Here is a 21947-nt window from a genome sequence, read left to right as displayed (position 1 = left end):
CTCTACCCGCTAGCTTAATATCTTCCTAACTTTTGTCATTTAACTTCTTTAATAAGTCTATTATTTCATCATTCTGTTTATTTGTTTTTCTAAGTTTTGCTTCAATAGAAAAAAGCGTTAAAAACAACCCAATAAATCCGAGAATCAGCAAAGAAATACCTCCTGTTTATCTTCAATTGAGCAATTTTCCTATACTGCTCCATTGTTAGAATAACTTCTACTTAAATAGGTATTTATCCTTCATATTTCCAAGAAATATGTTCAAGAAATATCCAATACATCTCCTAATGGCAAGTAGGAAACTTCGCCGAACTTGTCGACTACGTGCATGCGGCGTTTCATTGGGTCGACATGGTGAATCGTACCGACAAACAGTTGATAGCGTTTATTTTCGTAGTATGTGATGGTTACTTCATTTCCGAACTCCATCGCTTCGCCAATTTGCTCATTCATCATTTCGATTTGTTGTTCGTCTAGTTGTGGTTTGATTTCGTAATAGTCTTCTTTCGTCCAATCGCGGAGCATTTTGACGTGCTCTGGTAGCATCATGGACGTCCATTTAATTGTTCCACGGTCACGAATCATGGCGATTGTCCTCCTTTATTTATTTACGCTTTATGTCCACCAACGAGTCTGCTTCGGTGTCTTGCTGTTCCGGCATTTGTGTATGACACAGCACGCAGCAATGCATCTGACCCATATTTACTGCGGATTCGGTCCATCACATACCCAAGCTCTCTTCGTTTTGGTCGGTCGAGTTCGAACAAATTCAGTTGCATCTCACTATCATCGACGATATTGGATAGTGACACTGAAATTTTCCGAACCGTTTTGTTTACATAGTTTTCTTTAAAAAGTTGAAGGCATGTTTCATACAGGTCCATCGTGATGTTCGTTGGGCCTTCCATTGTTTTGGATCGGTAAAATCCGCCACCTAATTCGTCGCGACTATAGCCGATTCCAAGACTAATTGTGCGACCAGCTTTGCCGTGGTGACGCGCTCTTCTTGCCACTTCTTCACAAATTTCAAGAAGAACATGTTTTACTTCTGTCGGGTCTGTGTAGTCCCGAAGCAACATTTGACTTTTTCCGAAGCTAATTTGTCCTTGAATAATCGGTGCGCCAAGTTCGGATAGGTCAATTCCCCATGCGTGATAGTAAAGCTGATTCCCCATCACACCGAACTTTTTTTCTAATAACTCTAACGGGTAGTTGGCTAGCTGACCTACATTGAATATTCCCATTTTGTTTAATGTTTTTTGAACTTGTGAGCCAATTCCCCACATTTCTTTTAGCGGTGACAATGGCCAAAGTTTTGTTTTCACATCTTCATATGTCCACTCGGCGATGCCTTTCTTTTTTGCTTCAAGATCTAAACAAAGCTTGGACAGTAACATATTTGGGCCAATGCCAATCGCACATGGGAGCTGAAACTCGCGCTCGATGGCTTCTTTTATTTTTGCAGCAATGGTGTGTGCATCTCCCCAAATGGACTCCACTCCGTCTAATTTCAAAAAGCTTTCGTCGACGCTGTACGTATGAATGGCTTCTTTCGGTACGAATTGATGGAACAACTTTGTAATTTCAGTGGAAATTCGTAAGTATGTGGCCATCTTCGGATTCACGATTTGAATGCGCGGGTCGTTTGGTATTTCGAATAGTCTAGAGCCCGTTTTAATGTTGAATTCTTGTTTTAGTTTTGGAGAGGCCGCAAGCACAATGCTTCCTTGTCGCTCCGTATCTCCAACGACTGCAATGTAGCTTGTGAGCGGGTCTTGCCCCATCATGACCGCTGCACAACTTGCATAAAAACTCTTCATATCGACGCACAATATCTTGTTGTTGGGTAGCTGGCTGTAATTGATTGTCTCCATGAAAGTTCACCTCACAAAAGAATATATGTTCGTATTTATATTATAGTATTCATTGTAAGGGAATATACGTTCTGTTTCAATGGTAAAATTTTTTTATAAACACGGTGTTAAAATATATAGGAACAAAGCGTTTGGTTTTATGTCCTTTTCAGACATTTATATCCTGATTGCTTAAAACAAAGTATAATACCCCCATCGAGGTGAATTTACGTTGGACATAAAACTAATTGAAAAAATGATTCGAAATGCTTTCATACAGTATGAACACACTCCGCTCACGGAGCAACAATACATAGAACTAGCCGTACAAGTTCAAAAAACAATCCAAAGCGACGGGACTTCGGATCTTTTTGAAGTAGTGCAAGACGTCGTGTATGAGTACTTGAGTAAATGGGACTAAACCAATCTTTCCAAAAACTACAAATCATATTTCCTTTTCCAAAACACAAGCTATAATCAACGATGCTAGCAGAAAAAGGATGAAGTCCTATGAATAAGCAAAAAAAAATGTTGTGGTTAATGGTAATCCTTTCATCAAGTACGCTTCCGTTATTAGGTTGGAAGTCGATAAGGCGTTTTATACCGGCGATAACGTTCATTAACTTGTATCTTTGTATGGAAAGTCACTTCGCCTACAAGAAAAAATGGTGGGTCATAAAAGAAAAAATCCTTCCTTCCTTAATTGGAGAATTCGCTTTAATGGTAGGGCCATTTTTTGCAGGTACATTATGGATTTTAAAGTGGACGTACGGAAAATTCCCTCTGTATATGTTAGTAAACCTAGCCTTTGGATGGTTTTTTGCATTTCCTTTTTATGCTTTTTTTGAAAAACATGGAATATGGACGTTAAAGAAATTAAGCCGATGGCAGCTCTGGCTTGTTTTCACTAACAAGGCAATCCTCATGTACTTTTATCAAAAACTTGTAGAAAATGAAACGTACAAAGGGATAAAAGAAGCAAAAGAAGAGGAACAGTACTCGTGACGAGAAACTGTTCCTTTTTGCTTCCTTACTTTAATTTTAGACCGACATCCCCTTTTAGACGATTCGGGTAGTCTGTAATGGTAAAGGTTAATGGACTTTTCGCTTCACTAAAAAGTTCGAATCCAATTTCACGGATATTATTTAGTCTATCCCCCGAATGAAAAAAGCTAGAACGGAATTCCGTTCCATTGGCATCCACATAAGTGGAAGACAAAATAGCTCCTTGAGCCAATGAGTCGTCGGATTGATACTCAAATACAATATCCTTAAAAGATGTTGTAACGGAAATAAATCGGTTATCACTAGGCTGTTGGATAATTTCTTCTTGCTCAATATCCACTACTAACTCTACCTCATCTTTCGGCAAAGCCCTTACAGAAGAAAACTCCAAATATAGTTCTTTCGGTTCAGCGAAATAATTACTTTCAAAATATAAGGTAAATCTGTTCGGGTCTGTTTCAAAGAAGGAAATAGACGCAGTTTGTTCTGTCCAAATTTCTCCTTTTTCATCCATTAAGCGGATGTTGTCAAAAGCAAATATTTTATGTGTATTCAGTTCATCGTAAAGAATAGAAACGGCAATACGAGTTGGACGAATCTCTACTTTTTCTACAAGTATCTTTTGCCCTTCTATCGCCACGGTCTCATTCACTTCATACACTTTTTTAATGGCAGAAAATTTTTCGTAATCAATGGTAATCGGTATACCCTGAGAAATTAATACGTCAACACCATCAGCTTTAACCCCTGTGTGTAAAATGATTTCACTTGGAAGTTGATTTTCTACAGGATAAGCAAGTAAAAGTTCTCCACTAATAGGAGTGTTTTTTTCAACATTACCGTGTGAATATACACCGGAACTAAGTGGCAGTTCGTTTCCTTCTTTGTCTGTAAAACGAGCTTCACTTAAAATCACCTCTCGATAAGATTTGTCGGTTTCAATCGTGTAATATAAAAACGCGCGGTCTTCATCTACGATAATTGCATCAATCGTTAGTTTCACACCGTTCTCTTCTACTGTTGTGTCAATTATTTGTAAATATTCGTTTTCAATAATGGAGATCATACCTTTATCATTGCGCATAAGCTCGACGATTTTTTGCATCCCAGGAATAGAGCTAACATAGCCAGCAAATGTTGGGGAAACTTTAATTGACGTAAACATGATTAGCAGCAGTACACTTGCAGCAATGGCCCCCCATCTGAAGGAAGAGTGGAAAGTCCGCTTCTTTTCTTTCGCTTGGTGCATTCCTTTTAAAATATACTCATCGATGTTGGATGGCACTTCTACTTTATCAATTTTATCTTTCATTTCGTGTAATTTTTTTTCTTCGTTTTCAAACATGCTTGTTCCCACCTTTCTCGTCAAAATAAGAGCGCAAAGCCATCAGCCCTTTGTTTAGCCATGTTTTCACAGTACCTTCTGGTGAATTCATGATGAGCGCGATATCTTTAATACGCAGATCTTGAATGTATTTCAGTTGTATGACGGAATGGTACGGTTCATCTAAGGATGCTAGTGCTTCCTCTACTTCTAGACGTAGTGTGTTATTACTCAACGTCGCAATCTCTAACTGTTCGCCACGAGGTATTTCACGCTTTTTCTTTCTTAATTCATCGCTGCAGTAGTTAATCATGATTCGAATGAGCCATGTTGAAAAATAATTTGGCTCTTTTAATTTTTTTATTGATTTAAATGCGCGAAACGTCACTTCTTGTATCGCTTCTAACGAATCTTGCTCGTTTTTAAAGTGAGCATAAGCGATTCTATATAATTGTTCTTTATGTTCAGACATTAACGCGAAGAAGGCTCCCTCATCCCCCTTCCGTGCCTTTTTAACAAGTAGTTCATTCTGCAAGTTGTTTCCCCCCTAAAACTCCAACCTTCACTTTTCACGCATTAGACATGTGAAGGTGGAAAAAGGTTTTGTTTTTTAAAATTTTTTTAGTAAATGCAAAAAACAATTATAGTAATTTCTATAATTGTTTATGTAACGCATGTAATTTTAACACTTGCACATATTAAAAACGATACTAACCCGAAAGTGAGATGACATGCATGTCTAAACAAGGCAGACAAAATAAGAACCAAACTCGAGAGCAAGTAGAAAAGCACGACAAACATAATGATGTGGAATTTGGAAGTGATTATCAAGTAGGTAATAGCAATTCACAAAGCCAGAAGAAAAGTGGCAAGCAGGCAAATAAAAAGTAAACAAGGGAAAACGCTAGAGGTAACGATAAAGTACTCTAGCGTTTTTTCTATTCTATTTGTGTCGTGTTTCTATTTGTCAAACAAATTCTTGCCTTATTCCCCCGCACTCATCTCTTCCGCGGTTTTCCCATGCAGAGAATAAATTTGACCATTCTTTATTGAAACGGCACCTATTACTTCTTCGCCATCCATCATAAGGACAACGGAAGTATAACCAAACAGAGTACGAAGAGGGTGATTTGCAACATAAAAACTTTTATCATGAAGATCCTTCCATCGATAAAAATCTACTGGTTGCTCTTGTACAGCTAGCAATTTACTATGTGGGAATTCCATTGCACTTCTTTTTGTAACCCGGTATGGTCCATTTTCACCCGCGTAATGAAGGACGATAAAGCCTTCTTGTTCTAAGTACTCTTTAGCAACTTTCGTCGTATCCGACTGAAGCGAAAAATGAAAAAATCTCAATCCTAGTAATCCAGCAACTAGCACGATAATACAGATAGCTATATTTTTAATAGCTCTAAGCTTCACCTGTCATCGCTCCTTCCTGCTCACTCACCACGGCCAGCGAATAAAAGGTTTTGGTAGAAAGGACGGTCCGTACACAATTATCTTTTGTATTTCATTCGTTTCCTCATACCAGACCCTCACTCGTTGCCCTTCTTTTAAAGAATCTTTATCATGAATAAACAAGCTCATAAAGCCGAATCCAGAAACTGTTGTCGAGTCTAGTATAGGCTGAGTCTCCAGTGGCCCATACGCAGCATCTCTGTAAAGTTTAATTGGACCAAAAATTACTCCCTCATCATTTACAGAGTAAATAATATGTTTATCATCATAGTCTCGATAGGTAATAAAGTGGACACCATATAGGAGAACGGTAAATGCCAGAAGTGAAATACCTAACCATTTATAAAACCTTTTCATCCGCATCCTCCTCCGTGATCGAAAATACCTCGCCAGTTAAGTCGCTTATTTGCACAGTAAACTCAGAGTTTTCCTCGTATGTCGAGCTTAAAATCCGTACAATCTTTACGTCCCACATACCGTTTGAGAAATTAATTTCTTCTACCCTATATAAATCCCCTTGCTTATATGATTCATTTAGAGCAACAGAAAGCACTTTTTCTTGAGACAACTTAGCGCCTTCGACCTTTTCAAGGTTCATTCTTTTTATTTTCCGAGCAGAAGACTGAGCTGGATAGCTGTCGGCAACGATTCCACTACCCTTTACCGCCACTTTTTGACCTACTTGAAAATTGCCAGTCGTTCTTAAGAAAAGTGGAATTTTGTACCACGTTGCTTCGTAAAAATTGTGCGCATTTCTCTCTTGCTCCACAATGAGTAATTGATTATCTTTTTTCTCCATAATATAACCAACAGTGGTTGGGTTTTTTATATCTATCATATAGTAAAATATAATACTTCCTAAAAAAAGGACGACTAGTAAACTAACAATAAACTCCCTCACAGTTTTTCACTCCCTTATGTAGGAAAAAACCGAAGCTAACTAAACTTCGGCTCACATATTATTGGACGTACAGAAAAGCGAAAAGTTTCGCATTCTACCTTATTTCTTACGAAAAGCTGAACCTGCCACTTTTTCTACAAACGTTGGGAATAGTTGATAGGCTTTCGCCGTCGCATTCATCCAGCCTGGCAAATTTATTTCTCGTTTGCCCGTAAACATCGCATCCACTATTTTCTTTGCAACGAAACTCGAGTCAAGCATCCACTTATCTACTTTAGAAGCATAATCGCCTGATGCATCCGCAACTTGGAAAAAGTTTGTTCGGATTGGACCTGGATTTACGGCTGTTACATATATATTCGTACCGTGAAGTTCCATGCGTAAGCTATTCGTAAAACCAAGAACTGCATGTTTCGTAGCCGAATACACACTTGATTTCGGTGTTGCGAGCTTGCCTGCTTGAGACGCGATATTAATGATATGGCCATTGTTTTGCTCCATCATCGTTGGTAAAACAAGCTTTGTACAAGCCATTAACCCAAACACGTTTACTTCAAACATTTTTTCCATATCTGAAAGATTCATATGTAATACTTCATCAAAAATACCGAAGCCTGCATTATTTACTAGGCAGTGGACAGTTGGCACTTTTTCTAAAAGGACAGAAAAAGCTTCTTGAACTTGTTCTAAGTTACCTACATCTACTGGAATGACGACTGCATCCTTATTGTATTGAGATTTAATCTGCGCTGCCACTTCTTCTAGTTTGTCTAAAGAACGAGCCATCAGAATTGGTGTAGCACCGCGTTTACTCACTTCTAGCGCTACTTCTTTACCGATTCCACCTGATGCCCCGGTAATGCAAATAAATTTTCCTTCTAGTGTCATTGTTACTCCCCTATTCTATTGCTTCGTATTGAAAAGGCAATTTCGACCTGTCTACCTTTATTTTACCTTTGTTTTCTAAATAGTCTAGTTGGCCGATTGTTTCGGACATCGTTAGCATGAGTTGTTTTTCAAACACTTGAGGGAATAAATGTTGGCAGACCTCATACGCCGTACAGGATCTTTCTTTTTCAATGAAGCGAAAAACTTTATTCGAACGCTTCTCTTGTTTTGTAAGGCGATCTTGTAAATGTTCTTGAACATTCGTCACGATGCTTCCATGCCCTGGTAAAACTTGTTGAATAGACAACCCCATCATCTTGTGAATAGAGTCGATATAATCTAGAAGTGGTTTCTTCCGCTCCATTTCTCCTGGGTAAGGTGGTTCTATTAAAGGGTTTGGTGAAATGTGATCTAAGATTAAGTCACCACCAATAAGTGTCCCGCTTTCTTCATCGAAAAGTACGAGATGACTGCTCGCATGACCTGGAGTTTCGTATACTTTCCAATTTTCTAGACCGACAAGTGTTTCTCCTTCTTCAATAAAACAAGTCAAACCAATCGTACTCGAAAATCTTAAAATATCATTCACACGTTTAATCATGGGGAAAAAGCGTGGGTCTACTCCACCTTCATGTAAAATTTGAAGATAAAAATCTTCATGTGTTTGGATATATTTTTTATCTTGGATCATCCATGGATGTGAGCGCTTATGCCCTATGATTGGAACATTGCTAGGGAAAAAATCGACTAATCCTACATGATCCGGATGGTGGTGGGTGATGAAAATTTGATCAATGTCACGTGAATGAAGACCATGATTATGTAATGTTTTCGTAAAAACGTCCCACGCTTCGTTTGTTTTTACACCAGCGTCTACAAGTGTCACTCTTTCACCGATAATTACATATGTATGAACATCCCCAACTGCAAAAGGGGTTGGTACAGTAATTTGTTTGATTTGTTGTTTACAGGATACCATTTCCATCTTCAGTCCAATCTCCCTTAATGTTATTTCTGTAAAAGTACGTTTCACAAAGTATAACTACAATCCGAAAAACGAAAGGTAACTAATCATTAGTAAATATGACAATTCTAAATGCAAACGTTACATCATAAGAACCACGAAAGTTCGTTTTTCAATAAACAAAACCAAAATAAAATTATACTAAAAAATATATGTCACAAAATGAATAGCGATTCATTGTTAGGATGTACTAATTTAACCAAAAAACAGTGTAGGTTGTAAACAAATTTCAGAAAAAAATTATTATTTTTATAAAGTGAATCAACATTATAATTACGGTTCGTTTAATGAAAAACGAATATTTTTCTATAGAAAAGAATTATATGTTCGTTGTTAAAGGGATTTCTATCAGCGTATACGGTAATTTGTTTCATTTTTCGTATAGTAGTCATACATTATGAAATGGACTCAAACAGAAGAAAAATATTAAGAAAACAACCTATTGACTTTCCTTTCATTCGGTTGCATAATAATAAAAATCAAACCGGAAACGTGTTGAATAGGACTAGTAAAGAACGTACGACGAAAAGAGATGGAGACTCACCGGCTGAAAGGTTTCCTCGTCCCCTACTTTCTTGAACCTACCTAGGAGCAATTAGGGAATAACCTAATCGTTAACCCGCGATAAGGGTAATGGAGCTGGGCTTAATGAATTGGAATTGTTAAGCCAACAAAGGTGGTACCGCGGATACAAGACCAATCCGTCCTTTTTTATAAGGATGGATTGGTCTTTTTTGTATACAAAACAATTAATAAAGGATGGTGAAAAGCATGAAAGTTGCATTTATTGGTGCAGGAAATATGGCAGAAGCAATTATTAGTGGTTTACTGAAGAAGGAGATTAGCAAGCCGTGTGACATAATGGTGACAAACAAGCAAGATGATCACAGACTAGAGCTTTTGGAAAACACGTATGGAGTTGTTGTTAGTCGTAATTTAGAAGTAATTTTAGAAAATGCGGATGTCGTTTTTCTTGCAATGAAGCCAAAAGATGCAAAAGAAGCCATCCAGTCTATTTCAAAATATATAACAACTAATATGTTAGTTGTCTCTGTCCTCGCAGGGATTTCCACTTCGATGATTGAAGGATTGCTCGTTACCGGAGCACGTGTCATTCGAACAATGCCAAACACTTCCGCAGCTGTTGGGTTATCTGCCACAGCGATTGCGGCTGGTAGTAATGTAAGTGAAAGAGACTTAGCTACTGCACAACATATTTTTTCAAGTATTGGTGTTTGTACTGTTGTAGAAGAAGAACAAATCCATGCAGTTACAGGGCTTTCTGGAAGCGGTCCAGCTTATTTTTATTACATGGTTGAATCATTGCAAAACGCCGCTGTCAAAGAAGGGCTAGGGGTAGATGTAGCAAAAATGTTAATTCGACAAACGATACTCGGAGCCGCTCAAATGTTAGCTGTTTCGGAAAAAGATGCTGCACAATTACGGTTAGACGTGACAAGTCCAGGCGGTACGACCGAAGCTGGAATTAGGGTACTGGAACAATATGCTACTTCCATCGCATTAGAAGCATGCCTACATTCAGCTGCAGAAAGATCACGAGAGTTGGGGGCTATGTTGTCGGAATGATGGAGTAATATGTAAGTATAGGGCAAAAAAGTAGCCTACCAAAAACAATGCGGGCTACTTTTGATGGTCCTTTTCACAGGTACACTAGTTAGCCTAAGACTGTTTCTCTAATTCCTCATAATATTTTTCAGGATCAGAAATATTATTTTCAACAAAAAATCTTGCTTGGCTTTTAAACATATTTATGTAAGACTCCCTATCCATACTTAACTCACTTAATTCGTCGACAGTACCCTCAACACTCACAGAATCCTCTTTTAAATTAACAATCACTTTCATATATACCTTATCCTTATATAAAACTGTACCAACTACCTTTTGTTCCTTTAAATCTACCATTGGGAATTCGTGACGTACTCCTGTGGGAACAAATAATGTGTATCCAACATTCTTTTTTCTTTTATAAAATACCCATGCTCCCAAAACAGTTATCCATAATAAATTTAGCTTACTTATAATTTTTGGCATCTAGAAGTCTCCCTTAATACTCTTTCTTTATCTTTGGCTGTGTTAAAGACCGCTGTTGATTTCCACGCATATCTTTGCTTTCCGCGGGCGTTTTGAAAAGCCACACTCTCATATCCCCTTTTATTTTTTTAGGCTCAGCTGTTTCCTAGTGAATTCAGGATTTTTTAAACTCCATAAGCACCTGCTCCATTTCTTCTATGAAGTTAGGTTCCTTCCATAATGTAATTGCCTTTAACTCTCCAAACTTTTGGATAAGGAGCTTAAGAGCTATATAACCAATATAATATCCTAAACGTGTATGCCCATATTGCGTCCCCCCGTTAATGGAGAACCATTCTCGGAAAACATCCATATGTGACTCTGTCTTAGATTCGTTTAGAAAAGTAGAAATAATTTCTTCCGTATTACTTTGGGCAAACCTCAACCATTCATCTCCCTTGTCATCATAGGAAAAATAAACCGCCTCATCTACCACCGTCACCTGCTTCGAAAAATACGTTGCACAGCCTTCTTGTAATAACCATGTATACGGATGAAACCATTGAAGCCTTGACCAATCAATACCCGATAGGTCTGTCAACTTGTTATGGAGTGCGTGTCCGAACTCATGAGCAATAATGACTTTTAAATGCTCATCCTTTTGTGATAACTTCTCTAAACAAAACGTTATATCAGGTATTATTTGTCGATGTGTAAAAGCGTTTGATCCGTAGCAACCCACAATAATATGTACATCGTTAATAAATTTGATATCATATTTTACCTCGTAATCATCAACAACTTGCCTTATGAAAGATTCGATCTTCCGATTACACTCTTTAATTTCATTAATATCAGATGAGTATCTTTCAATAGCAGCTCTCCTTTTCTCATCTGCATTTTTGCAATGATATAAAAAATACTCTTCAAAATGAGGAGAAAACTTTTCGTGGTAGTTTTGAAAAAGCTGCTTATCTGTTTTTAAATTCTCTAAAAAATATGGAACAGTATTGTAAATATTCATTTTCTCATCCTTTTATAAATGAATTTGACAATATAATTTTAACATAATATCCCAGTAAAAATATCTAAATTTTTGAATAATAATGAATAATTGATTAAACTCTGAATTTAAGCTAATGATATAAAATACGCCTATCAAATTAGCATCTAATTTGATAGGCGTTACAACTTTTATTATTTTACAAAACATCACAAATACCTGGCATCGAAAGTTATGTGGAGTGGACGGAGTATTGGTTTTTGCCGTTTTGTTTGGATTGGTAAAGTGCTTGGTCGGCTCGAATGATGACTTTTAGTGGGTCTTCTTCCTTTTCCTTAGCATTCCAAAGGGCAATACCGATACTACATCCGATGTGTACTGGCTCCGTACTTTCACCTAAAAAGAAAGGTTTATTTAGTGACTGTATAATAACTGTGGCTACTTCATGAACCTGTCCTACATTTTGTATGCATAGAACAAATTCATCTCCACCAATTCTAACTACTAAATCATGCTTAGCTGCAACTTCTTTTAATCGAGCAGCAACTTCTTGGAGCAAAACATCTCCTGTATGGTGGCCATACGTATCATTTACTTGTTTGAATCCATCTAAATCCAAGTAAAAGAAAGTTAGAGTATCCTCTGAATGTTCTTCTTTAAACCAACTCAAATATCTGTCCAGTGCTACTCTATTAGGCAGGCCGGTCAATTTGTCATGAAGTGCTAAATTTTGCATTTCACCGAGTTTGCCTTCTGTTTTCGTTAAAGATTGAACCAATTCACGCAAAGAAGTGGATAGAACTTCGATTTCATTGATTCCTTTCTGTACAGGGATATCTTTTCGCTTTCCAGTTCGTAACTCATCTGCATACTTACTAAGTTGACGTAAAGATTTGGAAATACGGCCAGCAAGTATCCAGCCTAAAAAAGCAAACACAAGCGCCCCGACTACACCACTCCACAGAATGCTATGGCGTAATTCTTTTACCGCTTCAAACGCAATGGATTCAGGTTGGCGAACTAAAACAGTCCATCCTAGCCCTGGATACTCCGCATAACCAGCACCGTAAGCATAACCTGTTACATATTTCTTTCCATCTGGCCATAATTCCACTGCCCATTCATTTTCACCAAGTCTAGATTGTTCAATACTATCAAGTTCAAGTGATTGCCCCACTAACTCTTCTGGTCCTAGTAAAACTGTATTATCAAAAGAACTAATAATTAGTATATCTAGTTGATTTTTATATTGCTCTTTTAAGGAAGAAACGACAACCGCTTGCGCCTCTTTAGACCATTCCCAACTTAAATGTGTCGCGAGAACCCCTTTAAATTCGTCATCATCATTAAAAATCGGTGTACTAATATCAACAAATTGTAACGGCTCACCTGATGGATTTGGTAAAAGACTAGATAACAATACTGCATCGTGAACATCACCTATAAATGTCTCTTTTTGCGACTCCGTAAATACTGGTCTAGAAGAAATATCTACCCCTTCCAAAATATTGCCTGTTGACACTTGTACAATTCCATTTTCGTCCGTAAACCCTATCCAAGAAAAGGATGGGAAGTTACGTTGAAGTTCATTTATTAAGTTTTGTGTTTCTTCTGCATCATCAAATTCTTTAAATGCATTTAATGTACTTAAAACTTGTACTTCTCCGTACCTAGCCCACATGAAATGGTCTAACTTATCTGCCATAACGTAGGCAACACTTGCTAAAGAATCCCCTATTTCCGATTTTACTTGCTCGGTAGTTTTGTTTGTAATCGACCAACTAATGATAGAAGTAAATAAAATAATAAATGTTGCAAATATAATCGCAACGTACGTTCGTAAAGTAATAGACATATAAAAATCCCTTTATTTAGAAATTTTACTACTCTACCATTATACTTTTCTTTTGTCGCTTTTTGGAGAAAAACATTTGTTTATCTGAAGAAATTTTAGTTAACTTTCGCTAGCCTTTTAACTAGATCTTCTAGCATGCTCGGAAACTCTCCAAAACTAAACGCAACATTTAATCTTTCTGTCCATTGGTGTGGGTCTTTTCCGACTGGTCCAAGATTGAATACTGGCATTTGCAAGCTCTTCATATCGTTAAAAGGTAGTGAGAAAGAATGGTCATATATCGGAATATTCTTTTCTAGTAATTGATGATCTGTTAAATTTGCTTTTCCTACAAAACTTAAATCACATAGCCCTGAGAAATAGATTTGTTTCGTCCAATTTACCCCTTCTGCATTCCAAGTATGAATAAATTCCTTTGCTATATTCATTAGCTCGTCCTCTTCCTCTGTCGCAACAGCCGGATAGAAAGGTGGAGCGAAGAAGAGAACAATCATCGGCGCTTCTTCTCTACATAACGAAGCAATTTCTTCTACCACTTTTATTGATTGCTCTCGCTCATCAAACTGAGCATTGGCTTGTATGACTCCTGCGATACGAGAGTTAATTTCCTCTTCTCCATGCTTCTCTTTTGCCATCGCTAGTAATTCCTCGTACGAATAAACGGAAACTTGATATTCAGGCTTAGAAAAAGATTCGAAACGAGCATACGCATTTATTTTTAGCTTCATGTGTTCTTCTATATTAACAGCCGCTTGGCGGGCAATTTGGATAAATTCCGTCTTCCACTGCTGCAGCGATTTTTTCATAAACAACACATTAAATAGTGTGACGGCTGTATGTGGAATTTGTACGGAGTATTCGGTTTTTAAATCTTTTTGGATCAGGTTACTTGGCGGTGGTGTTACTTCACCTGAAACTTCTTCACATATATCCACATTTAATTCTAGTAAACGATGAACTTCTGAAACCATTAAGTTAGCATTTAAGCCTGCAAGTGGCTCGCCAACGTGTGTTTCTTTCCCGTAGCAAAAAAATCCAGGAAGTAGCTTACCGATTGAACCTGTATATAGGTAGAGATTGTCATCCCCTGGATATTGTTGAAACATTGGTTCTGAATTCACACATGCTAAATAGTTTAAATTATGTTCCGCTGCTAGTTGGCTTAGAGCTGGTAGGGACTGTAGCATTCCTTTCGAGTTTACCTCTTCGTCTGGGACAGCCAACAACAGCAAATTTACGTCCCAGTTTTCGTGGATGGCTTTTTCAATCAGTCCCATTTGCAACGCTAGTCCAGCTTTCATATCCATCGTTCCACGACCAAACAACCAATCCCCAGAAAGTAAATGCTCTTTTGCTTCTTCGGGTAGACTATCCAAATGATTGTGAAGTTCACGAGTCAGTTCTACAGGTTGAAAGGCCAGGTCTTTTAAAACACCGTAGTCTTCTACTCCAACTACGTCAAAATGGCTCAGTAAAATGATTGTGTCAGACTTGGCCGATTGTTTGACGAAACCAGTAACGAAGGAACGGCCATCCTCCATTCGATGCTGTTGCAAGTGCTCAGGATTTTTCTCAAAAAAAGGAAGTTGTTGCAGTTGATAATATATGTAAGAGGCTAGGCGATTTTCTTCGTCGGAAAGTGTAACGCTACCGTGTTGTACGAGTGATACTAATAGGTCGGTTAGTTGTAGTTTAGTTTGCCAGTTCATGTGAATTCCCCCTAGTAAAGAATGTTCTGATTTTTATCATACTATTTTTTTCGCTATAAAAACACCTATTGTTTGGGTTCAGAAAAAGAGCGTGCTATACTTTATTTAGCAATACGAAACATCAGGAGGTAAGTTTATGAATTCAGCTTTATTTACACCATTTACAGTGAAAAATGTCACAATGAAAAATCGAATTGTTATGTCACCAATGTGTATGTATTCAAGTCATAAAGAAGATGGACATGTACAAGACTGGCATGTAACACATTACGTGTCGCGCGCTGTTGGTCAGGTAGGTTTAATTATGATTGAAGCGACGGCAGTATTGCCTGAAGGAAGGATTTCTTCTAAAGACCTTGGCATTTGGAATGACGATCATATTCGTGGATTAAAAGAGTTGAACCGCCAAATGAAAATGTATGGTTCTAAAACGGCGATTCAATTAGCACATGCAGGGCGAAAAGCGATGGTTGATGGAGATATTTTTGCACCTTCCGCTATTCCTTTTAATGAAAAAATGCGCACACCAGTTGAAATGAGCTTGGATGATATTAAGCATACTGTGAATGCTTTTGTGGAAGGAGCTCGCCGTGCAAAAGAGGCTCATTTTGATATTATTGAACTTCATGGAGCTCACGGATATTTGATTAACGAATTTTTATCACCGCTTACGAATCAACGCACTGATGAATACGGTGGGTCTAAAGAAAACCGTTACCGATTCTTAAAGGAAATTATTGATGGCGTGAATCAAGTGTGGGATGGCCCGTTATTCGTTCGTGTATCCGCTAATGACTACCATCCAGAAGGATTATCGCCTGAAGATTATGTAGAGTATGCGGCTTGGATGAAGGAGCAAGGAGTGGACTTAATCGACGTAAGCTCAGGTGCAGTAGTGCCTGCGGCTATTCCTGTCTTCCCTGGATATCAAGTTACTTTTTCTGAAAAAATAAAGCATGGGGCAGCCATTTCTACTGGTGCGGTAGGTTTAATTACAACAGGCATACAGGCTGAAGAAATTGTACAAAACAATCGTGCAGATTTAGTGTTTATCGGCCGTGAATTGTTACGCGACCCTTATTGGGCTAGAAGCGCTGCAAAGGAATTGAATGTAGAACTTGCTCCACCTGTTCAGTATGAGCGTGGGTGGTAGACACCATATAATCTGGAGAAATTGCACTCTACAGTTTAATCAACAAAGAAGATCGGCTTCATTAAGCGGTCTTCTTTTTTAATTTTTTTTCATTTCTACCACCGCACTTCGTAATCTTAATAACTAATATTTTTGTTTTCATCTTCTATATATTCTTGTATCAGTTCTTTTAGTTCATCTTCGTTATGGTATCACTTCATTCAATTCCATACCAATCTTGTAGATTCTTCTTGTGATTGGATACTCACCTATTTCAAAATAGAAAGTTAATAACTCTTTTTCTCATATAATATTTTTCGAATAAAAAAGTTTAAATTACTAAAAGATATGATGGGAGGTGCATAAATTGATTAAAAAAAGTGATTCATATTACTTTTTAATTATAGCTACAATAATGGGACTAGTTTTACTACCGTTTGCTATCGTAAAACGATCATTTAAAGATTGGATTATTGTTTACCTTGTAAGTTTCATTGGTAATTATTTCACAGATAAATATTTAGTTAATAAAGGATTTCTGAAATATCCAAAAAAGCTTTTTCCGAAGTATAAAATCCAACTTCCTTTTGATTTTATATTCTACCCTTTAATGTTACTTTATTATAATCAATGGACACTGAACAGCAGACCCGTTGGAATTATTGCAAAAATTTTTCCTTTTGTAATACCTATTACAATCTTCGAGACTATTGCAGCAAAAAAAACCAAGCTAATTAAGTGGAAAAAAGGATGGACTTGGTATCACTCACTAATTAGTCTTACTTTAAAACTGTTAATATGTAGAGGAATTATTCTAATTATTAGAATAATAAACAAAGGTAAAGTTTCGGTAACTTAAGAAGAGAACATGAATATCGTTCAGTCTCTTCATAAGTTGATTAACTCCTCTTAAGCACAATAAACGACTACTCTTATTATAAAATCGCCACCGTTAGTTCAAAATCATTTATTTAACTGTTTACAATCAAATATTGAATAGAAATCTATTCGCTAACAGATACTATACTTGTAATTTCTTCGGCAAGGAGAAGATATATGAATTTTACAGAATCAATAAGGAGTGTTTTTATGGGAATTTTAAGTGGAAATCCAACAAATGAACCAATGCACTATGGAGAAGTTTTTGCAACTTGGTCATTTCTTTTAACGGCTAAAGGATTAATTGCAGGCTATCAAACTCAATTAAACCACGCTGGTGATGAAGACTTAAAAAAATTACTGGAAGAAGCGATTCAAGGTGGTCAACAAGAAATCAAGCAAATAGAAGAATTATTAAAAGAAAATGGGATTGGATTACCACCAACACCACCAGAACGCCCTAAGGCTAGCTTAGATGACATTCCAACAGGAGCTCGTTTTCAAGACCCAGAGATAGCAGCATCTTTAGCTAAAGATATTGCAGCAGGGTTAGTAGCTTGTAGCCAAATTATTGGGCAATCCATTAGAGAAGACATTGCGATGATGTTTGGACAATTCCATATCCAAAAAGCAACACTTGGAGCAAAAGTTCTTCGACTAAACAAAGAAAAAGGCTGGTTAATTCCGCCACCATTACACCATAGTAATGTGGAAGGTAGCTAAGGTTGAAGGAACAGAATTACCATATTCTGTTCCTTTATTTTTACCAAGGTCACCTCAAGGGCTACGGCTTAAACGGGAGAGTTAATCCATCCTATTTGCCAGTCCAAGCCAAAGGATGAGTTATTTTTTTCTGTCTTAAATACGAAATGATGAAATGTAACACTTACCTTTTAATATTTCCATCGATAATGCCCAGCGATTGGAGTTTTAATCGACGAGAGCTTTACTTCGGCCGCAAAAGGTTTTGTGTTATGGATAAAATAAGGTGTCCCGTCCTTTGCTCGTTTCTCAGACACAATCCCTACATGATGAAACCCATCCAAAAACACGACTATATCTCCTGGCTGCCATTGTTGTAAATTTTCTATATCATAAGGAATTAGTTCAGTTGTTAAACTCTCTGCAAACCGCTCGAAGTAAACAAATTGATTAGGCACTCGCCTAAAATCTATGTTTGGATCTGGTTTCCCATCTATACGCCAATACTGCTTTGTATTCTCTGCAATATCTTCATCCATTAAATCTTTTAACGTAATATTAGCCCCAAGAAATCCACGCCATACTACATCTGTACAAACTCCTTCACTATCAGGAGGGTATCCGCCCGCATAATACGCACTTTGATAGCGCGTTTTTTGCTTCACTTCTTTTCTTGCTTCATAAACAATATCCAGTGCGTCTGGCACACCGTTATTGTTTTTATCAGTTTGAGAGAAAGTTTGCGGTACATCTATTCTCTTTGCAAACGGATTATCCACTTTTATGCCAATATGTTCGAGTATTAGGCCATCTCTATAAAGGAACAAAAAAATTAGAAAAACAAAAGGCACGATAATAAAGATTAATTTTTTCTTCATCCATTCATCCCCTTATTTCAAAATCTTTGACATGTAATATTCGTCTACAAATTCACCATCTACAAATAATGAATGTTTCTTCGTCCCTTCAATTTCAAAGCCATTCTTTTTATATAAGTTGATAGCCACTTCGTTATGTTTCATTACTGTTAGCTCTAACCTCTTCAATCTTTGGCGATTTGCCCACTCGTTTAAAGATTCAAACAGTCTACTTCCTACCCCAATACCTCGAGCTTCACTTGATACCCCAACAACGAGATAAGCGACATGTTTTACTCGTTTACTTTGCCCACCAAATGCAAATAAGTAGCCTACAAGTTTATTATCTAATTCCGCAAGAAAGATGTTTGAGTTATCTTCCTTTGCGACCATCTCTATTCTATTTTTCATTCCATTTACATTTTTCGGTCGTTCAAACGGTTCGAATAACATTAATCCAGATTGTTCTACTTCATATATTAACTCTACTATTTGTTGTGCATCTTCTTTTTTTGCCTCTATAATAATCATGTTGACGTCCCTTCCTTTACTTCTAGACTCTAAATAACAATATTCTCCATTTCTACTTTTTATCCTTCTTAATAGTGCCCAATTGTGGAATCTTGAGAAAAAATACTTTGAATTCGAGATAAATTTTGTTATAATAAAATTATCTCGAATTCAAAGTTTCTGCAAAGTCAAATTGGTTATTATATAAATAAGGAGGCATCATGTATGGAACTATTAGGCTTACACCATGTTTCATTATTAACAACAAACGCAGAGAAAAACTTTCAATTTTTCACTGGAGTTTTAGGAATGCGTTTAGTAAAAAAAACAGTCAATCAAGATAACACTTCCTCCTATCACCTTTTTTATGGAGATGCAAAAGCAAACCCGGGTACAGAAATTACATTCTTTGACATCCCTGGGCTTGGACGCACTTACGAAGGAGTATCTAGTATTTCATCTACTTCATTGCGAGTAAAAAACACAGAATCCCTACATTTTTGGAAAGATCGTTTTGATAAGCTTGGTATTAAACACGACAAAATCGTAAAAAGAGCAAATAGAGACACACTCGCTTTTGAAGATTACGAAGGAACGAAATTAATATTGGTTGTGGATAACGGTGAAGAAGGTGTGGCAGCTGGTATACCGTGGGAGCGAGAGGATATCCCTGAAGAACATGGAATAGTTGGCCTTGGACCAGTCACCTTAACCGTTGGGGATGCTACACGAACTGTAAAAGTGTTAACGGAACTAATGGGGTTTAGAAAAGTAGGAACTTACCCATCACTTGCTGGTGTATTTCCAGATGTAGAAGTATATGCAACTGGTGAAGGTGGGTCTGGAGCGGAAGTACATGTAGCTGTTCGTCCGGACCTTCCTCGTGAGCGCCAAGGACGCGGGGCTGTCCATCACGTTGCTTTCCGCATACCGAACGAGGAAGAATATAACGCATGGGCTGAAAAACTAAGCAAACAACGTATTCCTTTCTCCGGAAAAGTTGACCGTTACTACTTTAAAGCACTCTACTTTAGAGAGCCAAACGGCATTCTTTTTGAACTCTCCACTGACCTACCAGGCTTTGATGCAGACGAGCCAATGGAAAGCTTAGGAGAAAAGCTAGCACTTCCACCATTTTTAGAACCAAAGAGAAAAGAAATTGAAGCTAGCTTAAGACCTTTAGAAATATAAGTATAAAAGGTTGGATGCATTTAGCCATCCAACCTTTTGCTATAGCGTCTAAAACGATGTGAATTTATCAAACGGGTAAAACCTGAAAACAACCTTTCCGACAACGTGATCTGTAGGAACTGCTCCAATATGGCGACTATCTCTACTATCGTTTCGATTGTCTCCCATTACAAAAACATGATTTTCTGGTATCTTTACCGATTCAAATGGAAAGAACATTTCTTCATTTAAGTATTCTTCTTCCAACTCTTCGCCATTTCTAAACACTTTTCCCTCAAAAAAAGAAATGGTGTCCCCTTCTTTACCAATTACCCTTTTCACCCAGTATTGGTCTTCTCTTTCATTTTGAAATGTTCGGAGAAAAGGATTGTCTCCGATGGCATCTTTTAAACCTCTATCTTTTGTTAAATCACTATCAATAACAACAACATCCCCATAATTCGGTTCTTTTCCTAAAAGATATGGACTTTTAAAAATTAATAGTCTATCGCCAATTTTTTCTTTATCGTACTTATCTAAACCCTCTATCGTTGGTAGCATGGAACTTCCACTGACGGTAAAAGGTTGGGCTACAAATGCCGTTAAAACAAAAGATAAGAGTATAGCAATAACAATCGCCTTCCCCCACTCTTTTATTTCTTTAAATATTTTTTTGAACATAAAGACGCTCCTATCATAGATGAATTCTTTTAATAAAATTCTATGCGATCGAATAATTTCCTGTATTTATGAGGAAAAAATATAGATATGTTTCTAATGAAAATCTAATAATCCGGTGAAAACGTTGTTGGAGTAGGATATCTGACCATTTTATGGGTCCTTTTTATTTGCTTTCTAAATAAAAGCATGTTTCAATGTATAGAGTGTTACAGAAAAAGAAATGAGGGAAACAAATGAAAAACAAATTTACTATCTTAATTCTTACACTAATGATGAGCATGTTCGTTGCAGCATGTAGTGGAGACAATAATAACGCACAAGAAGATACAAATGCTCCAGATCAAACAGAAGAGCAAGGATATGCCATTGAAGATGAAATTGAAGCTGACCAAGTGGTAGTAAAAGTGAATGGCAAAGAAGTTAAAGGTAGTGACTTTATCATTATGTATAAAGACACAGAAATGATGATGGCACAGTGGGGACAACCTGTTGAACCAGACCTAATTAAAGAACAAACATTAACAATGTTAATTGAGCAAGAAGTATTGTTAGCTGCTGCACAAGCGAAGGGCTACACAGCAAGTGAAGAAGAAGTAGATGGTTATTTAGAAGAAGTAAGAGCAAACTTTGAAACGGAAGAAGAATTTGAAGAAGCTTTAGCTTCTACACCATATACTTTAGAAACGTATAAAGAGCGTATTGCAAACAGCCTTGCGATTCAAGAGTTTTTAGAAAATGAAATTGGCATGGCTGAAGTAACGGACGAAGAAATTCAAAGCTATTATGACGATGCTGTTGCGGAAGCGGAAGGTAACCCTGAAATTGAGTTACCATCGTTCGAAGAAGCAGAACCACAAATTCGTCAATATTTAGCTAATCAAAAGAACCAAGAGAAACAAGCAGCATTAATTCAAGAACTTGTTGATAATGCTGATGTAGAAACGCTTATTTAACGA

The 21947-nt window shown here is 37.2% G+C and carries 26 protein-coding genes and 1 other annotated feature; of the genes, 9 read left to right on the top strand and 17 right to left on the bottom strand.

Going from position 1 to position 21947, the window contains the following annotated elements; genetic code table 11:
- Positions 1 to 25: 25 nt before the first annotated feature.
- The 3 genes from CDZ89_RS20275 to CDZ89_RS07580 all read right to left on the bottom strand — a co-directional run bounded on the left by CDZ89_RS20275 (position 26) and on the right by CDZ89_RS07580 (position 1874).
- Positions 26 to 151, bottom strand: coding sequence for a hypothetical protein (locus CDZ89_RS20275; protein ID WP_255249771.1), 126 nt, complete (start codon positions 149 to 151; stop codon positions 26 to 28).
- 110 nt (positions 152 to 261) lie between these two features.
- On the bottom strand, positions 262 to 585 hold the full coding sequence (locus CDZ89_RS07585) for a YolD-like family protein (protein ID WP_100333453.1): 324 nt from the start codon (positions 583 to 585) through the stop codon (positions 262 to 264).
- Positions 586 to 608: 23 nt separating this feature from the next.
- Positions 609 to 1874 (bottom strand): Y-family DNA polymerase, encoded by a 1266-nt coding sequence (locus CDZ89_RS07580; protein ID WP_100333452.1) that lies wholly within the window; start codon positions 1872 to 1874, stop codon positions 609 to 611.
- A gap of 211 nt (positions 1875 to 2085) precedes the next feature.
- On the opposite strand from CDZ89_RS07580, the gene CDZ89_RS07575 reads away from it, so the two are divergent.
- The gene (locus CDZ89_RS07575) at positions 2086 to 2274 is read left to right on the top strand and encodes a YqzH family protein (protein WP_096153538.1); all 189 of its coding nucleotides are present in this window, start codon (positions 2086 to 2088) and stop codon (positions 2272 to 2274) included.
- An 89-nt stretch (positions 2275 to 2363) separates the two neighbouring features.
- Entirely contained in the window at positions 2364 to 2858 is a 495-nt protein-coding gene (locus CDZ89_RS07570) for a hypothetical protein (protein WP_100333451.1), read from the top strand.
- Positions 2859 to 2883: 25 nt separating this feature from the next.
- On the opposite strand, the gene CDZ89_RS07565 is transcribed toward CDZ89_RS07570, so the two are convergent.
- Together CDZ89_RS07565 and CDZ89_RS07560 are read right to left on the bottom strand one after the other, a co-directional pair.
- Positions 2884 to 4203: a DUF4179 domain-containing protein gene (locus tag CDZ89_RS07565; protein ID WP_096153536.1), complete on the bottom strand. Its 1320-nt coding sequence runs from the start codon at positions 4201 to 4203 to the stop codon at positions 2884 to 2886.
- Positions 4196 to 4717, bottom strand: a complete 522-nt coding sequence (locus CDZ89_RS07560) for a sigma-70 family RNA polymerase sigma factor (protein WP_100333450.1) — start codon at positions 4715 to 4717, stop codon at positions 4196 to 4198. Before CDZ89_RS07560 ends, CDZ89_RS07565 begins: the two co-directional genes overlap by 8 nt.
- Positions 4718 to 4917: 200 nt before the next feature.
- On the opposite strand from CDZ89_RS07560, the gene CDZ89_RS19905 reads away from it, so the two are divergent.
- Entirely contained in the window at positions 4918 to 5073 is a 156-nt protein-coding gene (locus tag CDZ89_RS19905) for a hypothetical protein (protein ID WP_176483700.1), read from the top strand.
- A gap of 93 nt (positions 5074 to 5166) precedes the next feature.
- On the opposite strand, the gene CDZ89_RS07555 is transcribed toward CDZ89_RS19905, so the two are convergent.
- The 5 genes from CDZ89_RS07555 to CDZ89_RS07535 all read right to left on the bottom strand — a co-directional run bounded on the left by CDZ89_RS07555 (position 5167) and on the right by CDZ89_RS07535 (position 8420).
- The gene (locus CDZ89_RS07555; RefSeq protein ID WP_096153535.1) at positions 5167 to 5607 is read right to left on the bottom strand and encodes a hypothetical protein; all 441 of its coding nucleotides are present in this window, start codon (positions 5605 to 5607) and stop codon (positions 5167 to 5169) included.
- 24 nt (positions 5608 to 5631) lie between these two features.
- On the bottom strand, positions 5632 to 6003 hold the full coding sequence (locus tag CDZ89_RS07550) for a hypothetical protein (protein WP_096153534.1): 372 nt from the start codon (positions 6001 to 6003) through the stop codon (positions 5632 to 5634).
- Positions 5987 to 6547, bottom strand: a complete 561-nt coding sequence (locus CDZ89_RS07545; RefSeq protein WP_100333449.1) for a DUF3221 domain-containing protein — start codon at positions 6545 to 6547, stop codon at positions 5987 to 5989. Before CDZ89_RS07545 ends, CDZ89_RS07550 begins: the two co-directional genes overlap by 17 nt.
- A gap of 99 nt (positions 6548 to 6646) precedes the next feature.
- Positions 6647 to 7435 carry an SDR family NAD(P)-dependent oxidoreductase gene (locus tag CDZ89_RS07540; RefSeq protein ID WP_096153532.1) on the bottom strand — a complete coding sequence of 263 codons (789 nt, stop codon included), beginning with the start codon at positions 7433 to 7435 and terminating at the stop codon, positions 6647 to 6649.
- Positions 7436 to 7445: 10 nt separating this feature from the next.
- Entirely contained in the window at positions 7446 to 8420 is a 975-nt protein-coding gene (locus CDZ89_RS07535; protein ID WP_100333448.1) for an MBL fold metallo-hydrolase, read from the bottom strand.
- A gap of 525 nt (positions 8421 to 8945) precedes the next feature.
- Positions 8946 to 9171 (top strand) — a binding site (T-box leader).
- A 59-nt stretch (positions 9172 to 9230) separates the two neighbouring features.
- On the opposite strand from CDZ89_RS07535, the gene proC reads away from it, so the two are divergent.
- The gene (gene proC, locus CDZ89_RS07530; RefSeq protein WP_264755084.1) at positions 9231 to 10046 is read left to right on the top strand and encodes a pyrroline-5-carboxylate reductase; all 816 of its coding nucleotides are present in this window, start codon (positions 9231 to 9233) and stop codon (positions 10044 to 10046) included.
- A 93-nt stretch (positions 10047 to 10139) separates the two neighbouring features.
- Here the strand turns inward: proC and CDZ89_RS07525 are convergent, their stop codons facing one another.
- From CDZ89_RS07525 to CDZ89_RS07510, 4 genes are all read right to left on the bottom strand, one after another.
- Positions 10140 to 10514: a hypothetical protein gene (locus CDZ89_RS07525; RefSeq protein ID WP_227521460.1), complete on the bottom strand. Its 375-nt coding sequence runs from the start codon at positions 10512 to 10514 to the stop codon at positions 10140 to 10142.
- 154 nt (positions 10515 to 10668) lie between these two features.
- Positions 10669 to 11517, bottom strand: coding sequence for a DUF5700 domain-containing putative Zn-dependent protease (locus tag CDZ89_RS07520; RefSeq protein WP_100333446.1), 849 nt, complete (start codon positions 11515 to 11517; stop codon positions 10669 to 10671).
- A 211-nt stretch (positions 11518 to 11728) separates the two neighbouring features.
- A complete protein-coding gene (locus CDZ89_RS07515) occupies positions 11729 to 13351 on the bottom strand; it encodes a sensor domain-containing diguanylate cyclase (protein ID WP_100333445.1) in 1623 nt (540 codons plus the stop codon).
- Positions 13352 to 13446: 95 nt separating this feature from the next.
- Positions 13447 to 15060, bottom strand: a complete 1614-nt coding sequence (locus tag CDZ89_RS07510) for a M20/M25/M40 family metallo-hydrolase (RefSeq protein WP_100333444.1) — start codon at positions 15058 to 15060, stop codon at positions 13447 to 13449.
- A 136-nt stretch (positions 15061 to 15196) separates the two neighbouring features.
- Between CDZ89_RS07510 and namA the strand changes: the two genes are divergently transcribed.
- The 3 genes from namA to CDZ89_RS07495 all read left to right on the top strand — a co-directional run bounded on the left by namA (position 15197) and on the right by CDZ89_RS07495 (position 17794).
- Positions 15197 to 16213, top strand: a complete 1017-nt coding sequence (gene namA, locus CDZ89_RS07505; RefSeq protein ID WP_100333443.1) for an NADPH dehydrogenase NamA — start codon at positions 15197 to 15199, stop codon at positions 16211 to 16213.
- Between the two features lie 346 nt (positions 16214 to 16559).
- Positions 16560 to 17051 (top strand): CBO0543 family protein, encoded by a 492-nt coding sequence (locus CDZ89_RS07500; protein WP_227521459.1) that lies wholly within the window; start codon positions 16560 to 16562, stop codon positions 17049 to 17051.
- Between the two features lie 230 nt (positions 17052 to 17281).
- Positions 17282 to 17794, top strand: coding sequence for a DUF3231 family protein (locus tag CDZ89_RS07495; protein WP_198508232.1), 513 nt, complete (start codon positions 17282 to 17284; stop codon positions 17792 to 17794).
- A 170-nt stretch (positions 17795 to 17964) separates the two neighbouring features.
- Here the strand turns inward: CDZ89_RS07495 and CDZ89_RS07490 are convergent, their stop codons facing one another.
- A complete protein-coding gene (locus CDZ89_RS07490; protein WP_100333441.1) occupies positions 17965 to 18651 on the bottom strand; it encodes a DUF1287 domain-containing protein in 687 nt (228 codons plus the stop codon).
- A gap of 12 nt (positions 18652 to 18663) precedes the next feature.
- Complete coding sequence (locus CDZ89_RS07485) at positions 18664 to 19161, bottom strand: GNAT family N-acetyltransferase (RefSeq protein WP_100333440.1); 498 nt, start codon at positions 19159 to 19161, stop codon at positions 18664 to 18666.
- A gap of 204 nt (positions 19162 to 19365) precedes the next feature.
- On the opposite strand from CDZ89_RS07485, the gene CDZ89_RS07480 reads away from it, so the two are divergent.
- A complete protein-coding gene (locus CDZ89_RS07480) occupies positions 19366 to 20331 on the top strand; it encodes a ring-cleaving dioxygenase (RefSeq protein WP_096153518.1) in 966 nt (321 codons plus the stop codon).
- Positions 20332 to 20379: 48 nt separating this feature from the next.
- Here CDZ89_RS07480 and lepB read toward each other — a convergent pair whose 3' ends face one another.
- The gene (gene lepB / locus CDZ89_RS07475; protein WP_096153517.1) at positions 20380 to 20991 is read right to left on the bottom strand and encodes a signal peptidase I; all 612 of its coding nucleotides are present in this window, start codon (positions 20989 to 20991) and stop codon (positions 20380 to 20382) included.
- A 233-nt stretch (positions 20992 to 21224) separates the two neighbouring features.
- Between lepB and CDZ89_RS07470 the strand changes: the two genes are divergently transcribed.
- Positions 21225 to 21944: a SurA N-terminal domain-containing protein gene (locus tag CDZ89_RS07470; protein WP_096153516.1), complete on the top strand. Its 720-nt coding sequence runs from the start codon at positions 21225 to 21227 to the stop codon at positions 21942 to 21944.
- Positions 21945 to 21947: the final 3 nt, after the last annotated feature.

Origin of the sequence: Bacillus alkalisoli, from assembly GCF_002797415.1 — a bacterium.
Classification (GTDB): Bacteria; Bacillota; Bacilli; order Bacillales; family Bacillaceae_I; genus Bacillus_CD; species Bacillus_CD alkalisoli.
Note: the sequence above shows the minus strand (reverse complement) of the source record. Positions and strands in the feature narration are given on the sequence as shown.